This is a genomic window from Synechococcus sp. CCY 0621 (assembly GCF_019038465.1).
Lineage (GTDB): Bacteria > Cyanobacteriota > Cyanobacteriia > PCC-6307 > Cyanobiaceae > Cyanobium.
In genome coordinates, this window is sequence record NZ_JAFKRH010000041.1 from 1 (window position 1) to 13241 (window position 13241).

Consider the following 13241-nt stretch of genomic DNA (forward strand, 5'->3'; position numbering starts at 1 on the left):
TTCAGGCTGTCATTCCCACTCCCAGCCACCAGCCAATCTCGACCTGAGCCACCATTCAATCCATCATTTCCTGCTCCTCCAATGATCATATCCTGTCCATCTGAGCCTTGAAGATGGTTGGATGGCGAGAACCCTTGCCCTTGGAGCAGTCGATGCTCCGAAAGAAGCTGGTAGAAGATGCTGTTTGGAAATTCCTTGGACGACGCATACTCCTGAATCCTTTCCAGAATCAACTCACCTTCATCCCCAAGTGACCTCAAGGCTCGATTCAGGCGGAACAGCTTGAGAAAGTCGGCGGACTGAATGATGTGAGCATCAAGATAGCTAACCACCTGCTCAAGACCCGTGCTTGAAGACTCCTGATGAATAGCTCCGTCAGGTCCCACGAAGTGCTGCAGGATGGGCCAGCCATCCGTCTGAAGGATCAATTGATCTTCCAATTGAAGACGAAAATCCTCATAAGCCTTATGGAGCATCGTCACTGACACCCCAACGGGGCGAGGATCGAGCCAACCTTGGCGATAGGTCTGACCGAGAAGGCGCTCCATGACAGCCAGACGTCCGTCAATGGAATTCCAATTTGATGTGCTTTGCTCGGAAGACACTCCGGCCCAATAGAAAATCAAGGGATCAATCAGTGCTTCCCTCTGCACGCTGCTTCCTTGGATCCATCGTTCCAAGATCAACCGCAAGTCACCGGACAGATCCGAGGCCATGGCCTGGTGCAAGTCCGGAACACTACCCATCCCCTTCAGGTCCGGAAGGCTTGCCAGTTGTTCGTCAAGCGAAACAGGATGAAGCCATTTCGTCCGTGCCTGGTCCACTCGGAACCAAACATCATTCATCGATTGCATCGTTCCATCTGAGGCCAGGAACGCACCGACCTGAAGATGACGATTACCCTGGGGATCAGTCAAGTTCGACAGTGCATAGCCAACCCCAAGTCGAAGGACACCAACCTCATTCAAGTTTTGAAGCTCGCTTTCATCGACGGCACCATTGCTATTTCCGTCCAACCAGACCTTCAGAGTGATCCACGCTGAATCGAGATGATCAATGAAGCGATCTCCATTGTCATCAAGAGCCCTGAGGGCCTCGAAGCCGTTGGCGGCCTTACTCCCATCCGGTAGCAGCGTGTGATTTCCAAACAGTTCAGCACCACTTTCGATGATGCCACTCCCATCAAGGTCACGAACCAAGAGACCATCCGTAGGACTGACCCACCCAGTCCGTTCAGCAAAGCCATTCCCATCATGGTCGAAAAAGATTCCAGAGCTACTCTCTGCCAAGGTGATAACACCATTCCGGTCAAGATCTAGAACGAGTGGGCACGAATAGGGCCTTTCCGCCGTCTGGAATTGATCCCTCATGGCCTCCATGCCTTTATCCCAGAGATCAGCAAGGTGGCCAGCTAAAAACTCCGCCGTTTCGTCTGCATAGGCACTGCCAAGCATGGAAGCGGACAAGATCAGTCCTCCAGCGGCTAACCAGCCAAGGGGGCCAGCGGCAAGAAGGGGGGCCACAGCAAGTGAAGCCAATCGGCCAGCCAAGATGGCTCCTGCATTCTCCAAAGCCCATTGGGTCAGAATCCGTTCAGCAGATTCTTGATCTCCTGCATCCATGGCCGCCTTGGCGTCATGGGCCACGGCAGCGAGGCTGACGACATCGGCAATATGACCCAGCTGGTCCATGGCCCTGAGCCATCGGGATGTACCGAGTGCGTTCTGAGACGGAAGATCCTGTCTGTAGTGAACAGCCAGATTGTCCTGGGCTTTCCGGATGTCCTGAAGCGCCTCTCGATGAGCAGCAACCCTCTCCGGGGGAATGAAGTCCGCCATCGACCGCATCGGAGTATCGGGGGGAGGGGCTTTGCCTTCAATGACATTTGAATCTTCAAAGAAGCTTCGAGAATCGACAACGTAATGCCTATCAGTCATTAATGGGTTTCCCGTCTCATCTACTGCGATTTTTAGCCTTGAAACCCTCTCATCAGAAGCGGCCTTAATCATCAGATATGCCTCGTTGATTGTCATCCCCTTAAATGCTTCAACAGGAATTCCATCAATACTCGTAACCTTGGGATTAGCCAATATAATTGGCAGCTCAGTTTGATAAAAGACTCTATTTTCATATGCACCACCAGTAAACGTCACGACTTCGCCAACAGCATCAGCCGCGTATCTCGCCGACACTCGATCCCATACACCATTATTTATCCGAATCTCGCCAATTCTTTCGCCATCCATGAAACTCCTAAGCTCATCAGGGTTATCCTTAAAGATCTCCTCAAGCTTTCCAGCAAGCTTTTGATTATAGTACTCAGTCCCCTGGGTTTGGTTCAGAAACTTACCCAACTCAGACTGATCAATTGTGCGTACATTGTTACCTGAACGATGGAGAGCTTCAGCAATTGCGCCGGAGTGAATTCTGCTGCTGCCAAGTGACTCGAATTCTCCCGTCCATCCGCTATACAGGACGGTGACCGGACCATCAACTCTGTGATCAACTTGTTCGATTAAGTCAAGCAGCTCCTCCTTGGTGCGGACCAAGTCAAGCAGCGCATTTGCCTGTTCAGCGCTTATCATAAATATACGGGATTAATGTACCTTCAAAAGGATGAATCAGAAACCGAAAGACACTATGCGGCTTGGGGTAAAGATGTTTTTTCTGCCGTCATAACCAAAAGTCATTAGCGCACTCTTCAACAGCGGGACAACATCATGAAGACTCAGACCTCCTAGGTCGCATGGCTGAATGTGAGAGACCTCACTCCATATGATTCGATAAGGAGATTCCTTAAATGAGCTCGATCCTTGTCCCATATTTAAACTAACGCGCAGAAGAATATCTGCGCAGTAGAAATCAAATTGCCCTTCTGGATCATATCCAAACGCAAAGTTTTCAACAATCCCGCCCCAGAGGTAACAATCCCTCTCCTTATCTCTTGTCCAGTAGCGGCCCGCGCCTGGTTTAAATGGCAAGTTGTACTTAACAATGTCTTCATCCGAGACCACTTCGTTCACGAAGGCCATCTGGATCTCTTCAAGGGCGGTGGAGCAGAACGGAGGAAAGCCTTGATCCGCGATGGCGCTGTTGCCATCGCGCGGCTTCCCGGGAAACAGGAGCTGCACGTTGAGAACGTAACGATGGGGAAGGGGATCGGCCAGCTGTGGCAAAAGCCCATGGCCTGCTTGTCCTCTTCCAGGCTTCCCGGGAACGGTCAAGCCTTCCCTAGCGATCCAACTCCAACCACTTACGCGCCTCCACCGCCGCCTTCTCCTGCCCCTGCCGGTGCCCAAAGGCAAACGCCGACACGCAGACCAACGTGATCGCCGCCGGCACCGTGCCCGATGGCAGCCGGTTGCGGTTGGCCAGGTCGTCCGGCAGGCCCCCCAGCGTCAGCACCAGGAAGCCCACCGCCCCCAGGGCCGTCAGGCCATAGAGAAACGGCGTCACCGTGCGGCGCGTCAGGGCGTGCAGCAGCAGCACCGCCAGTCCCACCCAGGGCAGGCTCGAACCCAGGGCCCACAGCCAGCGTTCTCCCGATCCATCAGTGAGCCGCCGCCGGCAGGCCAGTTCACGCTTTAGCCGACTCATTCGCGCCGTGGCGCCCCACGCCGCTCGGCCAGCACCTCCTGCACCCGGCGCCAGTCGACGCCGTGGTGGGCCAGGGCCACCTGCAGATGGAAGATCAGATCGGCCGCTTCTCCGGCGATCGCGTCCGGGTCGTCGTCCTTGCAGGCCATCACGAATTCGGCGCTCTCCTCGCCGATCTTCTTGAGGATGCGGTTGTCGCCCCCCTCCAGCAGCTTGTTCGTGTAGCTGCCCGGCTCCGGCCGCTCCCTGCGCCCGCTGATCACCCGCGCCAGTTCGGTGCACACATCCGCCGGCGGCGGCAGGGCGCCGGCTCCGCCAGGGGTGGCCTCCGCACCTTCCTCGTAGAAGCAGCTGCGGGCGCCGGTGTGGCAGGCCACCTGGCCCACCTGCTCGATCGTGAGCAGCAGCACATCCGCGTCGCAGTCGTAGCGGAGGCCGCGCAGCCTCTGGAAATGGCCGCTGGTGGCGCCCTTGTGCCACAGCTCCTGCCGCGAGCGGCTCCAGTAGTGCACCTCGCCCGTGGCCAGCGTCCGCTCGATCGCCTCCCGGTTCATCCAGGCCACCATCAGCACCGCCCCGTCCAGCCAGTCCTGGGCCACCGCCGGGATCAGCCCCGCTCCGTCGAAGCGCAGCGTGGCGATCAGCTCTGGCCCAGCCAACTGGCCCCCCCCACCGGGGATGGGCGGATGACAGGATCCAGGGGAAGCGGCGGATGGAGCCCCCACGGGACGCGACGTCAGCTGCAGTGATCCTCCCCCATGTCCACCCCCGCGGCCCACACCTGCAGCAAGAGCTACGGCGGCTTCCCCTGCTGCCATCGCCAGTGGCGCCACCCGGGCCACTGCCGTTTCGTGCACGGCTACAGCCGTAGCTTCACCTTCTGGTTCGCCGCCCACCACCTCGACGTCCACGGCTTCGTGGTCGATTTCTCCAGCCTCCAGCCGCTGCGCGAGCGGCTGGAGCAGCAGTTCGACCACACCTTCCTCGTCAACCACGACGACCCCCTCCTCGCCCAGTGGCAGACCCTGCATGAGCAGGGCGCCCTCGACCTGCGGGTGATGGCCAACGTGGGCATGGAGGCCAGCGCCGAACTGGCCTGGGGCTGGGCCAACGACCTGCTCCAGCCCCGCGACGGCGGCCGCAGCTGCTGCTGGCGCGTCGAGGCCCGCGAGAACGAGGCCAACGCCGCCTGCTTCCGCGCCATCCCCGACTGGTTCGAAGCTGGCGCCGCCGCTCCTGCCACCCCGGAACCCTGGCCGGCGCCTTGATCCTCACGCGACTCGCCACCGCCTGGGCCCTGTTCCAGGGGCTGCTGATCGAGGCGCTGCCCTTCCTTTTGATCGGCGTGCTGATCTCCGCCGGCGCCCGCTGGTTCGCCCCCGGTGGCCGCTGGCTGCGGCGGCTGCCGTCCCATCCCCTGCTGGGTCCGCTCACCGGCGCGGCCCTCGGTTTCGCCCTGCCCGCCTGCGAATGCGGCAACGTGCCGGTGGCCCGCCGCATGCTCAGCGGTGGCGCGCCCCTCGGCGCCGGCCTTGGCTTCCTGTTCGCCGCCCCCGTGCTCAACCCGATCGTGATCGCCAGCACCTGGGCCGCCTTCCCCGACCAGCCCTGGCTGCTGCTGGCCCGTCCCCTCGGCGCCGTGCTGGTGGCCGTGGCCCTGGCCCTGCTGCTGGGCCTGGTGCCCGAACCGCTCCTGCTGCAGGCCGACCTGCTGGCCGAACGGCGCCTGCACCAGCCCCTGGCGGCAGTGGGGCTGCTGGAGCGCTCCAGCGGCCTGGTGGGGGCCCCAACGCCGACGGTCCTCAGCGCGGAGGCCGCCCCGGTCCGGCCGCCCCTGGCCGAGCTGATCAAGCACGCCAGCCAGGAATTTCTCTATCTGGCCCTGTTGCTGGTGATGGGCAGCGTCATCGCCGCCCTGGTGCAGTCCTTCGTGCCCCGCAGCTGGCTGCTGGCGGTGGGCGGAGCCCCCACCCTCTCGATCCTGGCCCTGATGCTGCTGGCCCTGGTGGTGTCGGTGTGCTCGAGCGTGGATGCGTTCCTGGCCCTCAGCTTCGCCGCCCAGGTCACCCCCGGGGCCCTACTCGCCTTCCTGCTCCTGGGTCCGGTGATCGACCTCAAGCTGGTCAGCCTGCTCGGGCTGCTGTTCCGCCCCCGCGGCCTGGTGCTCACCACCGCCGGGGCGGCCCTGATGGTGCTGCTGATCGGCCAGTGGGTGAACCTGTGGCGCCTGTGACTCCCCCCCTCCTGCAGCGGGCCGCCCTCTGGCGCGCCGCCAGCCTCGGCCTCTGGGCCCTGGTGCTGCTCTACAGCAGCGTTGACGGCCGCCTCGACCTGCTGCTGCGGGCCGTGTTCCACCCCCTGGTGGCCCTGGCCGGCCTGCTGCTGCTGGCGGTGGCCCTGCTGCAGCTGCGCCTGGCCTTCGGGCCCGGCCGGCAGGAGCGGGGCGACCGGCGCCAGGCCCGCACCCTGCTGCTCACCGCCGCCATCGCCCTGCTGGTGCTGCTGCTGCCGCCGGCCCCCTCCTTCGCCGACCTGGCCGGCCAGCGCCCCCGCGACGAGACCGCCGAAAGCGAGCTCAGCTTCGTGCTGCCGCCCGCCCAGCGCAGCCTCACCGACTGGGTGCGGCTGCTGCGCAGCCAGCCCGATCCCAAATTGTTCGCCGGCGATCCGGTGCGCATCAGCGGCTTCGTGCTGCCGATGGAGGGCGAACCGCCCCAGCTGGCCCGGCTGCTGGTGCGCTGCTGCCTGGCCGATGCCTCCCCGGTGGGCCTTCCCGTCCACTGGCCCGCCGGCCAGGCCCCCTTCCCCGCCGACCAGTGGCTGGCCATCGACGGGGTGATGGGCCTCAAACCCGCCCCCGGCGGCGGCGAGCGGCTGGAGGTGGTTCCCAGCCGCATCCGGCCGATCCCCCGGCCGGCCCGGCCCCTGGAGCCATGAGCCCGCTCTCCCGCCTCCCCTGGGCCCGGCCCCTGCCGCTCACTCTGGGCCTGGCAGCGTTGCTGGGCCTGGTTCAGCAGCAGCTGCTGCTGCGCCAGCCGCCCCGGCTCGAGCGGCTCACGCCGGTGGCCGCCAGTTCCGGGCCCGCCGCCCTGCAGGCCCGCTTCAGCCGGCCCATGGACCCGGCCAGCCTCCAGGCCGCCAGCACCCTCAGCCGGCCCCTGGCCCACCGCTGGCTCGGGGATGGCGACACCCTGCTGCTCAACCTGTCCCCCGACCAGCGGATCAGCTCCCCCCTGGAGCTGCAGCTGGCCGGCCGCGATCGCCGCGGCCTGGCCCTGCCCCCCCAGCGCTGGCAGTGGGATCCGCGCCCCCGGCTGCTGGCGGTGGTGCCGGTGGGCAGCGGCGAGCAGCTGCACGTGCGGGAGCACGACGGCCGCTGGCGGCCGATCTCGCCGGTCTGGCCGCGCATCACCATGGTCGAACCGCTCGGCAACGGCGAGGCCGTAGCGGTGGTGGCCCGCTCCGAGGCCGGCCGCTTCCGGGTCTGGCGGGTGCCGCTGCACCAGCAGCCCCTGCGCCCTCTGGGCCGCCAGGGCAACGCCACGCCCAGCCCTGTGCAGGCCGGCAGTCCGGTGCCCCTCGGCCCTGCTGACATGGTCTTTGCCCACATCAGCGCCAACCGCCGCGGCGAGCTACTGGTGCAGGCGGGCGGCGAGCAACCCGACCAGGTGAGCCTCCAGCTCTGGCCCCCCCGGGGCGGCCCCAGCCGGCTGCCGCTGGAGGCCAGCGGCGCGGTGCGGCTGCTGCCGGAAGGCGGCTCGGCGGTGGTGCCGGAGATCGATGGCCTCAGCCTGCAGAACCTGCCGCCCCGGCCGCCCCGCCGCCAGACGCTGCCCGGCAGCCGCGACCTGAGCAGCTTCTGTCCCCGGGCGGGCCGTGCCCTGCTGGTGCGCCACTGGCCCGACTTCCGCCGCTCCCTGGAGCTGGTGGAGCCGGGCCTGGCCCCCCGCCAGCTCTGGATCGGCCCCCAGGCCCTGGTGGCCACGGCCTGCAGCCGCGGCGGCGAGCGGATCTGGGCGCTGCTCGTCGAAGGGGTGGGCCGCCCGGCCCTCACCCTGATCAGCCTCGACCGCCGCGGCACCGTGCTGGCCCAGCGGCGCCTGAGCCAATGGGAGCTGGAACCCGGCACCGGCCTCAGCTACGACCCCACCAGCGACCGACTGGCCGTGGTGCTGCGCCCGCTGGAGCAGGGCCAGGGGCCCCCACCGCCGGCGCAGGTGGTGCTGATCGAGGCCACCAGCCTCACCCCGTTGCCCCTCCAGCAGGAGGCCCTGCAGGCCGTCTGGCTGCCGGCAGGGTAGAAACGGGACCATGCAGGCCCCCTCCGCCCCTGATCTCCCCCCCCGCCAGGCCTCCCTGCTGGCGGAGCTGCGCCAGGCCGACGGCGAACTGAGCGGCCAGGATCTGCACGCCCGGCTGCGCAGCAGCCCCGCCGCCATGGGCCTGGCCACCGTCTACCGCCACCTGCGCCAGCTGCAGCAGCGGGGCCTGGTGCGCTGCCGCCACCTGCCCAGCGGCGAAGCCCTCTACGCCCCGACGGAACGGGACGAGCACCACCTGACCTGCGTTGACTGCGGCAGCACCCGGGTGCTCAGCCACTGCCCGGTGCACGGCCTGCACCTGCCGGAGGCCGAGATGGGCGACTTCCTGCCCATGTATCACACCCTTGAGTTCTTCGGGCTGTGCGAGCGCTGCCGGGGCCTCAGGTCCTGAGGCTGTCGCGGTGCAGCACCGCCATCACCTCGAGGATCTGGCTGCAGCGGTCCGCCGGCACGCTGATCAGTTCCCCCAGCCGTTTCAGCATCTGCTGCTCCACCGGTTTGAAGCTGCGGTTGGTGTGCACCAGCAACGCCGCCATCGCGTAGGCCGTCTCCTGCTGGGTGGGGGTCAGTACCGGCGCGGCCTCCATCAGCAGCGTCTCCCAGCCGCCGGTGCGCAACCGCCCCAACAGGCCGTCGAACATCGCCCCCATCACGGCTTCGCCAAGGTTGCTGTAGGGCGAGCGCACCTCCAGCAGCTGGCGCAGCATGGCGGCCTCATCGGCGTCGAGGGCGCCATCGCAGGCCACGGCGGCAAGGCCGATGGCGGCGAAAGCTTCGCTGGCGTTCATGGACCGGGTTCATCGGCCGCCATTCCAGCAGCCTTCACCGTGCTGGTGGGGCAGCCGCGCCGTCAGAATCGCCACAACGCCTTCGCTCCTCCCCATGACCAGCACGAATCTGGACGCCCCGACAACGGCGGCCGCGGTCAGCGAGGCCAAGCCCATCTCCGTGCCGGTGACGATCCTCACGGGGTTCCTGGGCGCCGGCAAGACCACCCTGCTCAACCACATCCTCAGCAACCAGGAGGGGGTCAAGACCGCCGTGCTGGTCAATGAGTTCGGCGAGATCGGCATCGACAACGAGCTGATCGTCGCCACCGGCGACGACATGGTGGAACTGAGCAACGGCTGCATCTGCTGCTCGATCAACGGCGAGCTGCTGGAGGCCGTCTACCGGGTGCTGGAGCGCCCCGAACCGGTGGATTACCTGGTGGTGGAAACCACCGGCCTGGCCGACCCCCTGCCCGTGGCCATGACCTTCCTCGGCAGCGACCTACGCGACCTGACCCGGCTCGACTCGATCATCACCCTGGTGGACGCGGAGAATTTCGGCCCCGAGACGCTGCAGGGGGAGGTGGGCCGCTCCCAGATCGTCTACGGCGACATGATCCTGCTCAACAAGTGCGACCTGGTCAGCCAAGAGCGGCTTGAGGCCCTCGAAGGCGAGCTGCGGGCGATCAAGACCGAAGCCCGCATCCTGCGCTCGGTGAAAGGTGAGGTACCCCTGCCGCTGCTGCTGAGCGTTGGGCTGTTCGAGACCGACAAGGTGGTGGCCCAGCAGCAGGCCCCCGCCCCCAGCGAGGACCACAGCCACTGCGACCACGACCACGGTCACTGCGCGCACGAACAGGAGGCTGCGAGCGCTGGCGATGGCCACGACCACGGCCATCACCACGACCACGACCACAGCCACGACCACGGCGGCCATCCCGACCACCAGGCGATCGAGGGCTTCACGTCCCTGTCCTTCAGCAGCGACGGCCCCTTCTCGTTGCGCAAGTTCCAGAACTTCCTCGACAACCAGATGCCGGCCGGGGTCTTCCGCGCCAAGGGCATTCTCTGGTTCAACGAAAGCGAGCGCCGCCACGTCTTCCACCTGGCCGGCAAGCGCTTCTCCATCGATGACAGCGACTGGCCGGGGGAGCGCAAGAACCAGCTGGTGCTGATCGGCAAGGATCTCGACCACAAGCGGCTGCGCCAGCAACTCCAGGCCTGTGTGGCCAGGGAGGCGGGCAAGGGCTTCGCCTGATCGGCCCTCTTCCGGCCCGTTGTGCTGCATCCACTACGGAACCACCGGCCAGCGCCGCTAGGGTGGCGGCCTACGACCCTTTCCCATGACCGAGTTCCTCCTGATGACGGGCGTTCTCGCCCTTCTCGGTCTGGTGCTGTGGATGGCGATGGACTCCGACGACGACAACGGCGGCGGTGGACTGATGCAGCCTGCTTTGATTCCGGTGCGGCGCTCCACGACCTACTGAGGCGTGAGCATTGATACGCGCCTTCGCGTCGTTTGATCCGTCTGCCACTGGGGGGCCCTCATAGGGTCCGGGCACAAGCCCGTTCCTCCTGATGCCCAGCTCCAGGTTCCCCCTTGTTCGTTTCTGGCTTCCCGCCGCCGGATGCGCAGCCGCGGCTGCGGCGGCCTTTGTTGGCTTGGGCACTGGCACCCTGCCGGCCATTGGCCAGTTCCAGGCCAGCACTCCCGCCATCGCCCAGGCCGGCACCACGATCGGCGTTTATTCCGGCCGGCACTACAACACCGACAAGGAGCTGTATCGCCAGTTCACCGCCCGCACCGGCATCAAGGTGAATGTGCTGGAGGCCAAGGACGATGCCCTGCTGGAACGCCTCAAGAGTGAGGGCAAGAACAGTCCCGCCGACGTGCTGGTGCTCGTCGACGCCGCCCGCCTCGACGCCGCCACCGACCAGGGCCTGTTCCGGCCCGTCCGTTCGGCCGCCCTGCAACGGGACGTGCCCGCCAACCTGCGCGACTCGCAGGGGCGCTGGTATGGCCTGACGCGGCGTGTGCGTGCCGTTGTGGTCAACCCGAAGCTGGTGAATCCCGCCACGATCCGCACCTATGCCGACCTGGCCAAGCCCGCCCTGAAAGGCAAGCTCTGCCTGCGGGAACGCAAGAGTCCCTACAACCAGTCGCTGGTGGCCAGCCGCATGATCCTCAACGGGGATGCCGCCACCCGCACCTGGATCCGCGGCATGGTGGCCAATGTCAGCCAGCCCTTCTTCACCTCCGACACCCCCCTGGCCCGGGCCGTCGCCAGGGGAGAGTGCGGCGTGGGTGTGGTGAACTCCTACTACATCGCCCGCATGCTCTCCGGAGAAGCTGGCGCCCAGGACAAACAACTGGCCCAGCAATTGAAGGTGGTGTATCTCAACCCATCCCACGTCAACATTACCGGGGCTGGCGTCACCCGCCACGCCAGAAATCCACAGGCGGCGATCAAGCTGATCGAATTCCTGGCCTCCCCCACCGGCGGTCGCGGCTACGCCGAAGCCAACAACGAATACCCCCTCAAGGGCTTCGGGGATAATCCCATCCTCAAGCGGTTCGGCACCTTCCGGGCCGATGGCGTCTCGGTGGAGCAGATCGGATCCAAGAGCAGGGCGGCGACCCAGATGATGGAATCGAACGGCTGGAAGTAGGTCACCGGATGGGGGTTTTGGCAACGGCCGAGCGGGCGACAGCCAACAGGAGCGGGCCGCCACTGCGGCGTGCCCCCCTGGCGGCAGCTGTGCTCCTGGTCTGCGGACTGGCCCTGTTGCCGTTCCTGGTCCTGGCTGGCTTTGCCGTGCGGGATGCAGGCTCCAGCCAGCTGTGGCTGGGGGCCGAAGGCCTCGAGCAGCTGACCAACACCCTGGTGCTGGTGCTGGCTGTCGGCCTGATCGGTGCCCTGTTCGGCACCGCCAACGGCTGGCTCACCGCCTGCTGCCAGTTCCCCGGTCGCCGCTGGCTGCGGCTGGCCCAGGTGCTGCCCCTGGCGGCCCCTGCCTTCGTGCTGGCCGCCGTATTGGTCGACCTGGGCAGCCGCTGGGGGTTTCGCGTGCACGGCATCGGCTGGGCCGTGCTGCTGCTCAGCCTCACCACCTACAGCTATGTGTTCCTGCTCTCCACCGAGAGCTTCTCCGGCAGTGGCCAGCGCCAGCTGGAGGCCTGCCGCAGCCTGGGCGTGGGCCCCTGGGGCAGTTTCCGGCGCGTCGCTCTGCCCCTGGCACTGCCGTCCATCGGCGCCGGCGTCGCCCTCAGCGGCATGGAGGTGGTCAATGAGCTCGGCGCGGTGGAACTGCTGGGCGTTCCCACCCTGTCGCGGGGCATCCTGCAGCGCTGGCAAAGCGAAGGTGACCTGCAGGGGGCCGTGGGTCTGGCCCTGATCGCCCTGGTGCTGGTCAGCCTGCTGGTGGGCGCCGAGCGCTGGATGCGCCACCGCAGCCGCCGCTGGAACATCGGCCAGGACGGCGTCGGCGCGTTGCAGTGGCCCCTGCGGGGCTGGCGCTGCCACCTGGCCCAGCTGCTCACCCTGCTGCCGCCCCTGGCCAGCCTGGGGCTACCGCTCACCTGGCTGTTTCTGAGCCGTGACCATCTGCAGAGCGATCCGGTCGAGGATCTGCTGGCCCTCACCCTGCGCAGCCTTGGCCTGGCCCTGGCCGCCGCGCTGCTGACGGTGGCGGCGGCCCTGCTGCTGGCGATCAGTCGCCGCTGGCTCGCCCATCCCCTGCTGGGCCGGCTCACCTTCTTCGCCGGCATGGGCTACGCCGTGCCCGGAACCGTGCTGGCCCTGGCCCTGATGCTGATCGGCGGCCCCCTGCAGCTCAGCCCCCTGCTGCTGCTGCTCTGGGGCTACGGCGACCGCTTCCTGGCCGTCTCGAAACAGGGACTCGATGCCTCCTTCGAGCACATTCCCCCCAGCCTCGATGAGTGCGCCACCAGCCTCGGCTGCGGCTGGCTGGCGGTACTGCGCCGGATTCACCTGCCGCTGCTGCGGGGGCCCCTGCTGGTCGGGGCGCTGCTGGTGTTCGTCGACGTGGTGAAGGAACTGCCGCTCACCTTTTCGCTGCGCCCCTTCGACTTCGACACCCTCTCGGTGCGGGTGTATCAGTACGCCAGCGACGAAAGGGTGGCGGCGGCCCTGGTGCCGGCGCTGCTGATCCTGGCCCTGGGGCTGGCGGCCTCGGTGGCCCTGATGCCCAGCCTGGAGCGCCAGGGCAAGGGGGGCTGAAGCGGCGCCAGCGGGCGTGCGGCCTCAGTCGCGGCCGCAGCAGCATTTGCCGCCTTTCCACTTGGAGCATTTCTTCTGACGGCAGCCCTTCTTCTTGGCCTGGGGCTGGGGACCGCGGACGCTGATGGCGGCGGGGCTGTCGGGGAGGCTGCCGAGGGAGTTGGCCATGGGAGGGGCGACGAAAAGAACGGGCGGGGAGGAAAAGGGGGGGCCTTCAGGCGGCCAGGGGAGCGCCATCGACCAGGGCCGGCGCCAGCCGCAGGCCGGTTTCACCACTGGGGACCTGCAGCAGTTCGGCGGCCCGGATGCGG

At 66.3% G+C, this 13241-nt stretch carries 15 protein-coding genes; 9 read left to right on the forward strand and 6 right to left on the reverse strand.

Annotated features, from left to right (window positions below; translation table 11 throughout):
• The 4 genes from KUG43_RS17125 to hisIE all read right to left on the reverse strand — a co-directional run.
• Window positions 1–2549 (reverse strand): SPM autocatalytic domain-containing protein (locus tag KUG43_RS17125; protein ID WP_502988619.1); only part of this gene is annotated, 2549 nt, incomplete at its 3' end.
• Between the two features lie 72 nt (window positions 2550–2621).
• Window positions 2622–3224 (reverse strand): hypothetical protein, encoded by a 603-nt coding sequence (locus KUG43_RS13920; protein ID WP_216910011.1) that lies wholly within the window; start codon window positions 3222–3224, stop codon window positions 2622–2624.
• A gap of 7 nt (window positions 3225–3231) precedes the next feature.
• Window positions 3232–3597, reverse strand: coding sequence for a hypothetical protein (locus tag KUG43_RS13925; RefSeq protein ID WP_216910013.1), 366 nt, complete (start codon window positions 3595–3597; stop codon window positions 3232–3234).
• Complete coding sequence (gene hisIE, locus KUG43_RS13930; protein WP_216910015.1) at window positions 3594–4256, reverse strand: bifunctional phosphoribosyl-AMP cyclohydrolase/phosphoribosyl-ATP diphosphatase HisIE; 663 nt, start codon at window positions 4254–4256, stop codon at window positions 3594–3596. Before hisIE ends, KUG43_RS13925 begins: the two co-directional genes overlap by 4 nt.
• A gap of 99 nt (window positions 4257–4355) precedes the next feature.
• Between hisIE and KUG43_RS13935 the strand changes: the two genes are divergently transcribed.
• Genes KUG43_RS13935 through KUG43_RS13955 form a run of 5 tightly spaced genes read left to right on the forward strand, consistent with a single transcriptional unit; the run spans window position 4356 to window position 8310 of the window.
• Window positions 4356–4865: a 6-carboxytetrahydropterin synthase gene (locus KUG43_RS13935; protein ID WP_216910017.1), complete on the forward strand. Its 510-nt coding sequence runs from the start codon at window positions 4356–4358 to the stop codon at window positions 4863–4865.
• Window positions 4862–5830: a permease gene (locus KUG43_RS13940; protein WP_216910019.1), complete on the forward strand. Its 969-nt coding sequence runs from the start codon at window positions 4862–4864 to the stop codon at window positions 5828–5830. The genes KUG43_RS13935 and KUG43_RS13940 overlap by 4 nt, the downstream gene beginning before the upstream one ends.
• On the forward strand, window positions 5827–6534 hold the full coding sequence (locus tag KUG43_RS13945; RefSeq protein ID WP_216910021.1) for a TIGR03943 family putative permease subunit: 708 nt from the start codon (window positions 5827–5829) through the stop codon (window positions 6532–6534). Before KUG43_RS13940 ends, KUG43_RS13945 begins: the two co-directional genes overlap by 4 nt.
• Window positions 6531–7898, forward strand: a complete 1368-nt coding sequence (locus KUG43_RS13950) for a hypothetical protein (protein WP_216910023.1) — start codon at window positions 6531–6533, stop codon at window positions 7896–7898. The genes KUG43_RS13945 and KUG43_RS13950 overlap by 4 nt, the downstream gene beginning before the upstream one ends.
• Before the next feature lie 10 nt (window positions 7899–7908).
• The gene (locus KUG43_RS13955) at window positions 7909–8310 is read left to right on the forward strand and encodes a Fur family transcriptional regulator (protein WP_216910025.1); all 402 of its coding nucleotides are present in this window, start codon (window positions 7909–7911) and stop codon (window positions 8308–8310) included.
• Here KUG43_RS13955 and KUG43_RS13960 read toward each other — a convergent pair.
• The gene (locus KUG43_RS13960) at window positions 8300–8707 is read right to left on the reverse strand and encodes a tellurite resistance TerB family protein (protein WP_216910027.1); all 408 of its coding nucleotides are present in this window, start codon (window positions 8705–8707) and stop codon (window positions 8300–8302) included. The genes KUG43_RS13955 and KUG43_RS13960 overlap by 11 nt on opposite strands.
• Window positions 8708–8801: 94 nt before the next feature.
• Between KUG43_RS13960 and KUG43_RS13965 the strand changes: the two genes are divergently transcribed.
• The 4 genes from KUG43_RS13965 to KUG43_RS13980 all read left to right on the forward strand — a co-directional run bounded on the left by KUG43_RS13965 (window position 8802) and on the right by KUG43_RS13980 (window position 12930).
• Window positions 8802–9947, forward strand: a complete 1146-nt coding sequence (locus tag KUG43_RS13965) for a CobW family GTP-binding protein (protein WP_286194808.1) — start codon at window positions 8802–8804, stop codon at window positions 9945–9947.
• A gap of 85 nt (window positions 9948–10032) precedes the next feature.
• On the forward strand, window positions 10033–10176 hold the full coding sequence (locus tag KUG43_RS13970) for a hypothetical protein (protein WP_216910029.1): 144 nt from the start codon (window positions 10033–10035) through the stop codon (window positions 10174–10176).
• Window positions 10177–10267: 91 nt separating this feature from the next.
• Window positions 10268–11359, forward strand: coding sequence for an extracellular solute-binding protein (locus KUG43_RS13975; RefSeq protein WP_216910030.1), 1092 nt, complete (start codon window positions 10268–10270; stop codon window positions 11357–11359).
• 8 nt (window positions 11360–11367) lie between these two features.
• The gene (locus KUG43_RS13980; RefSeq protein ID WP_286194809.1) at window positions 11368–12930 is read left to right on the forward strand and encodes an ABC transporter permease; all 1563 of its coding nucleotides are present in this window, start codon (window positions 11368–11370) and stop codon (window positions 12928–12930) included.
• Between the two features lie 24 nt (window positions 12931–12954).
• Here the strand turns inward: KUG43_RS13980 and KUG43_RS13985 are convergent, their stop codons facing one another.
• Window positions 12955–13098 carry a hypothetical protein gene (locus tag KUG43_RS13985; protein ID WP_216910031.1) on the reverse strand — a complete coding sequence of 48 codons (144 nt, stop codon included), beginning with the start codon at window positions 13096–13098 and terminating at the stop codon, window positions 12955–12957.
• Window positions 13099–13241: the final 143 nt, after the last annotated feature.

What these genes read in the sequence shown, in the direction of transcription:
- KUG43_RS13985 (WP_216910031.1), bottom strand. Translation starts at nt 13,098, where the DNA reads ATGGCCAACTCCCTCGGCAGCCTCCCCGACAGCCCCGCCGCCATCAGC.
- KUG43_RS13980 (WP_286194809.1), top strand. Translation starts at nt 11,368, where the DNA reads ATGGGGGTTTTGGCAACGGCCGAGCGGGCGACAGCCAACAGGAGCGGG.
- KUG43_RS13935 (WP_216910017.1), top strand. Translation starts at nt 4,356, where the DNA reads ATGTCCACCCCCGCGGCCCACACCTGCAGCAAGAGCTACGGCGGCTTC.
- KUG43_RS13965 (WP_286194808.1), top strand. Translation starts at nt 8,802, where the DNA reads ATGACCAGCACGAATCTGGACGCCCCGACAACGGCGGCCGCGGTCAGC.
- KUG43_RS13950 (WP_216910023.1), top strand. Translation starts at nt 6,531, where the DNA reads ATGAGCCCGCTCTCCCGCCTCCCCTGGGCCCGGCCCCTGCCGCTCACT.
- KUG43_RS13960 (WP_216910027.1), bottom strand. Translation starts at nt 8,707, where the DNA reads ATGAACGCCAGCGAAGCTTTCGCCGCCATCGGCCTTGCCGCCGTGGCC.
- KUG43_RS13925 (WP_216910013.1), bottom strand. Translation starts at nt 3,597, where the DNA reads ATGAGTCGGCTAAAGCGTGAACTGGCCTGCCGGCGGCGGCTCACTGAT.
- KUG43_RS13955 (WP_216910025.1), top strand. Translation starts at nt 7,909, where the DNA reads ATGCAGGCCCCCTCCGCCCCTGATCTCCCCCCCCGCCAGGCCTCCCTG.
- KUG43_RS13975 (WP_216910030.1), top strand. Translation starts at nt 10,268, where the DNA reads ATGCCCAGCTCCAGGTTCCCCCTTGTTCGTTTCTGGCTTCCCGCCGCC.
- KUG43_RS13970 (WP_216910029.1), top strand. Translation starts at nt 10,033, where the DNA reads ATGACCGAGTTCCTCCTGATGACGGGCGTTCTCGCCCTTCTCGGTCTG.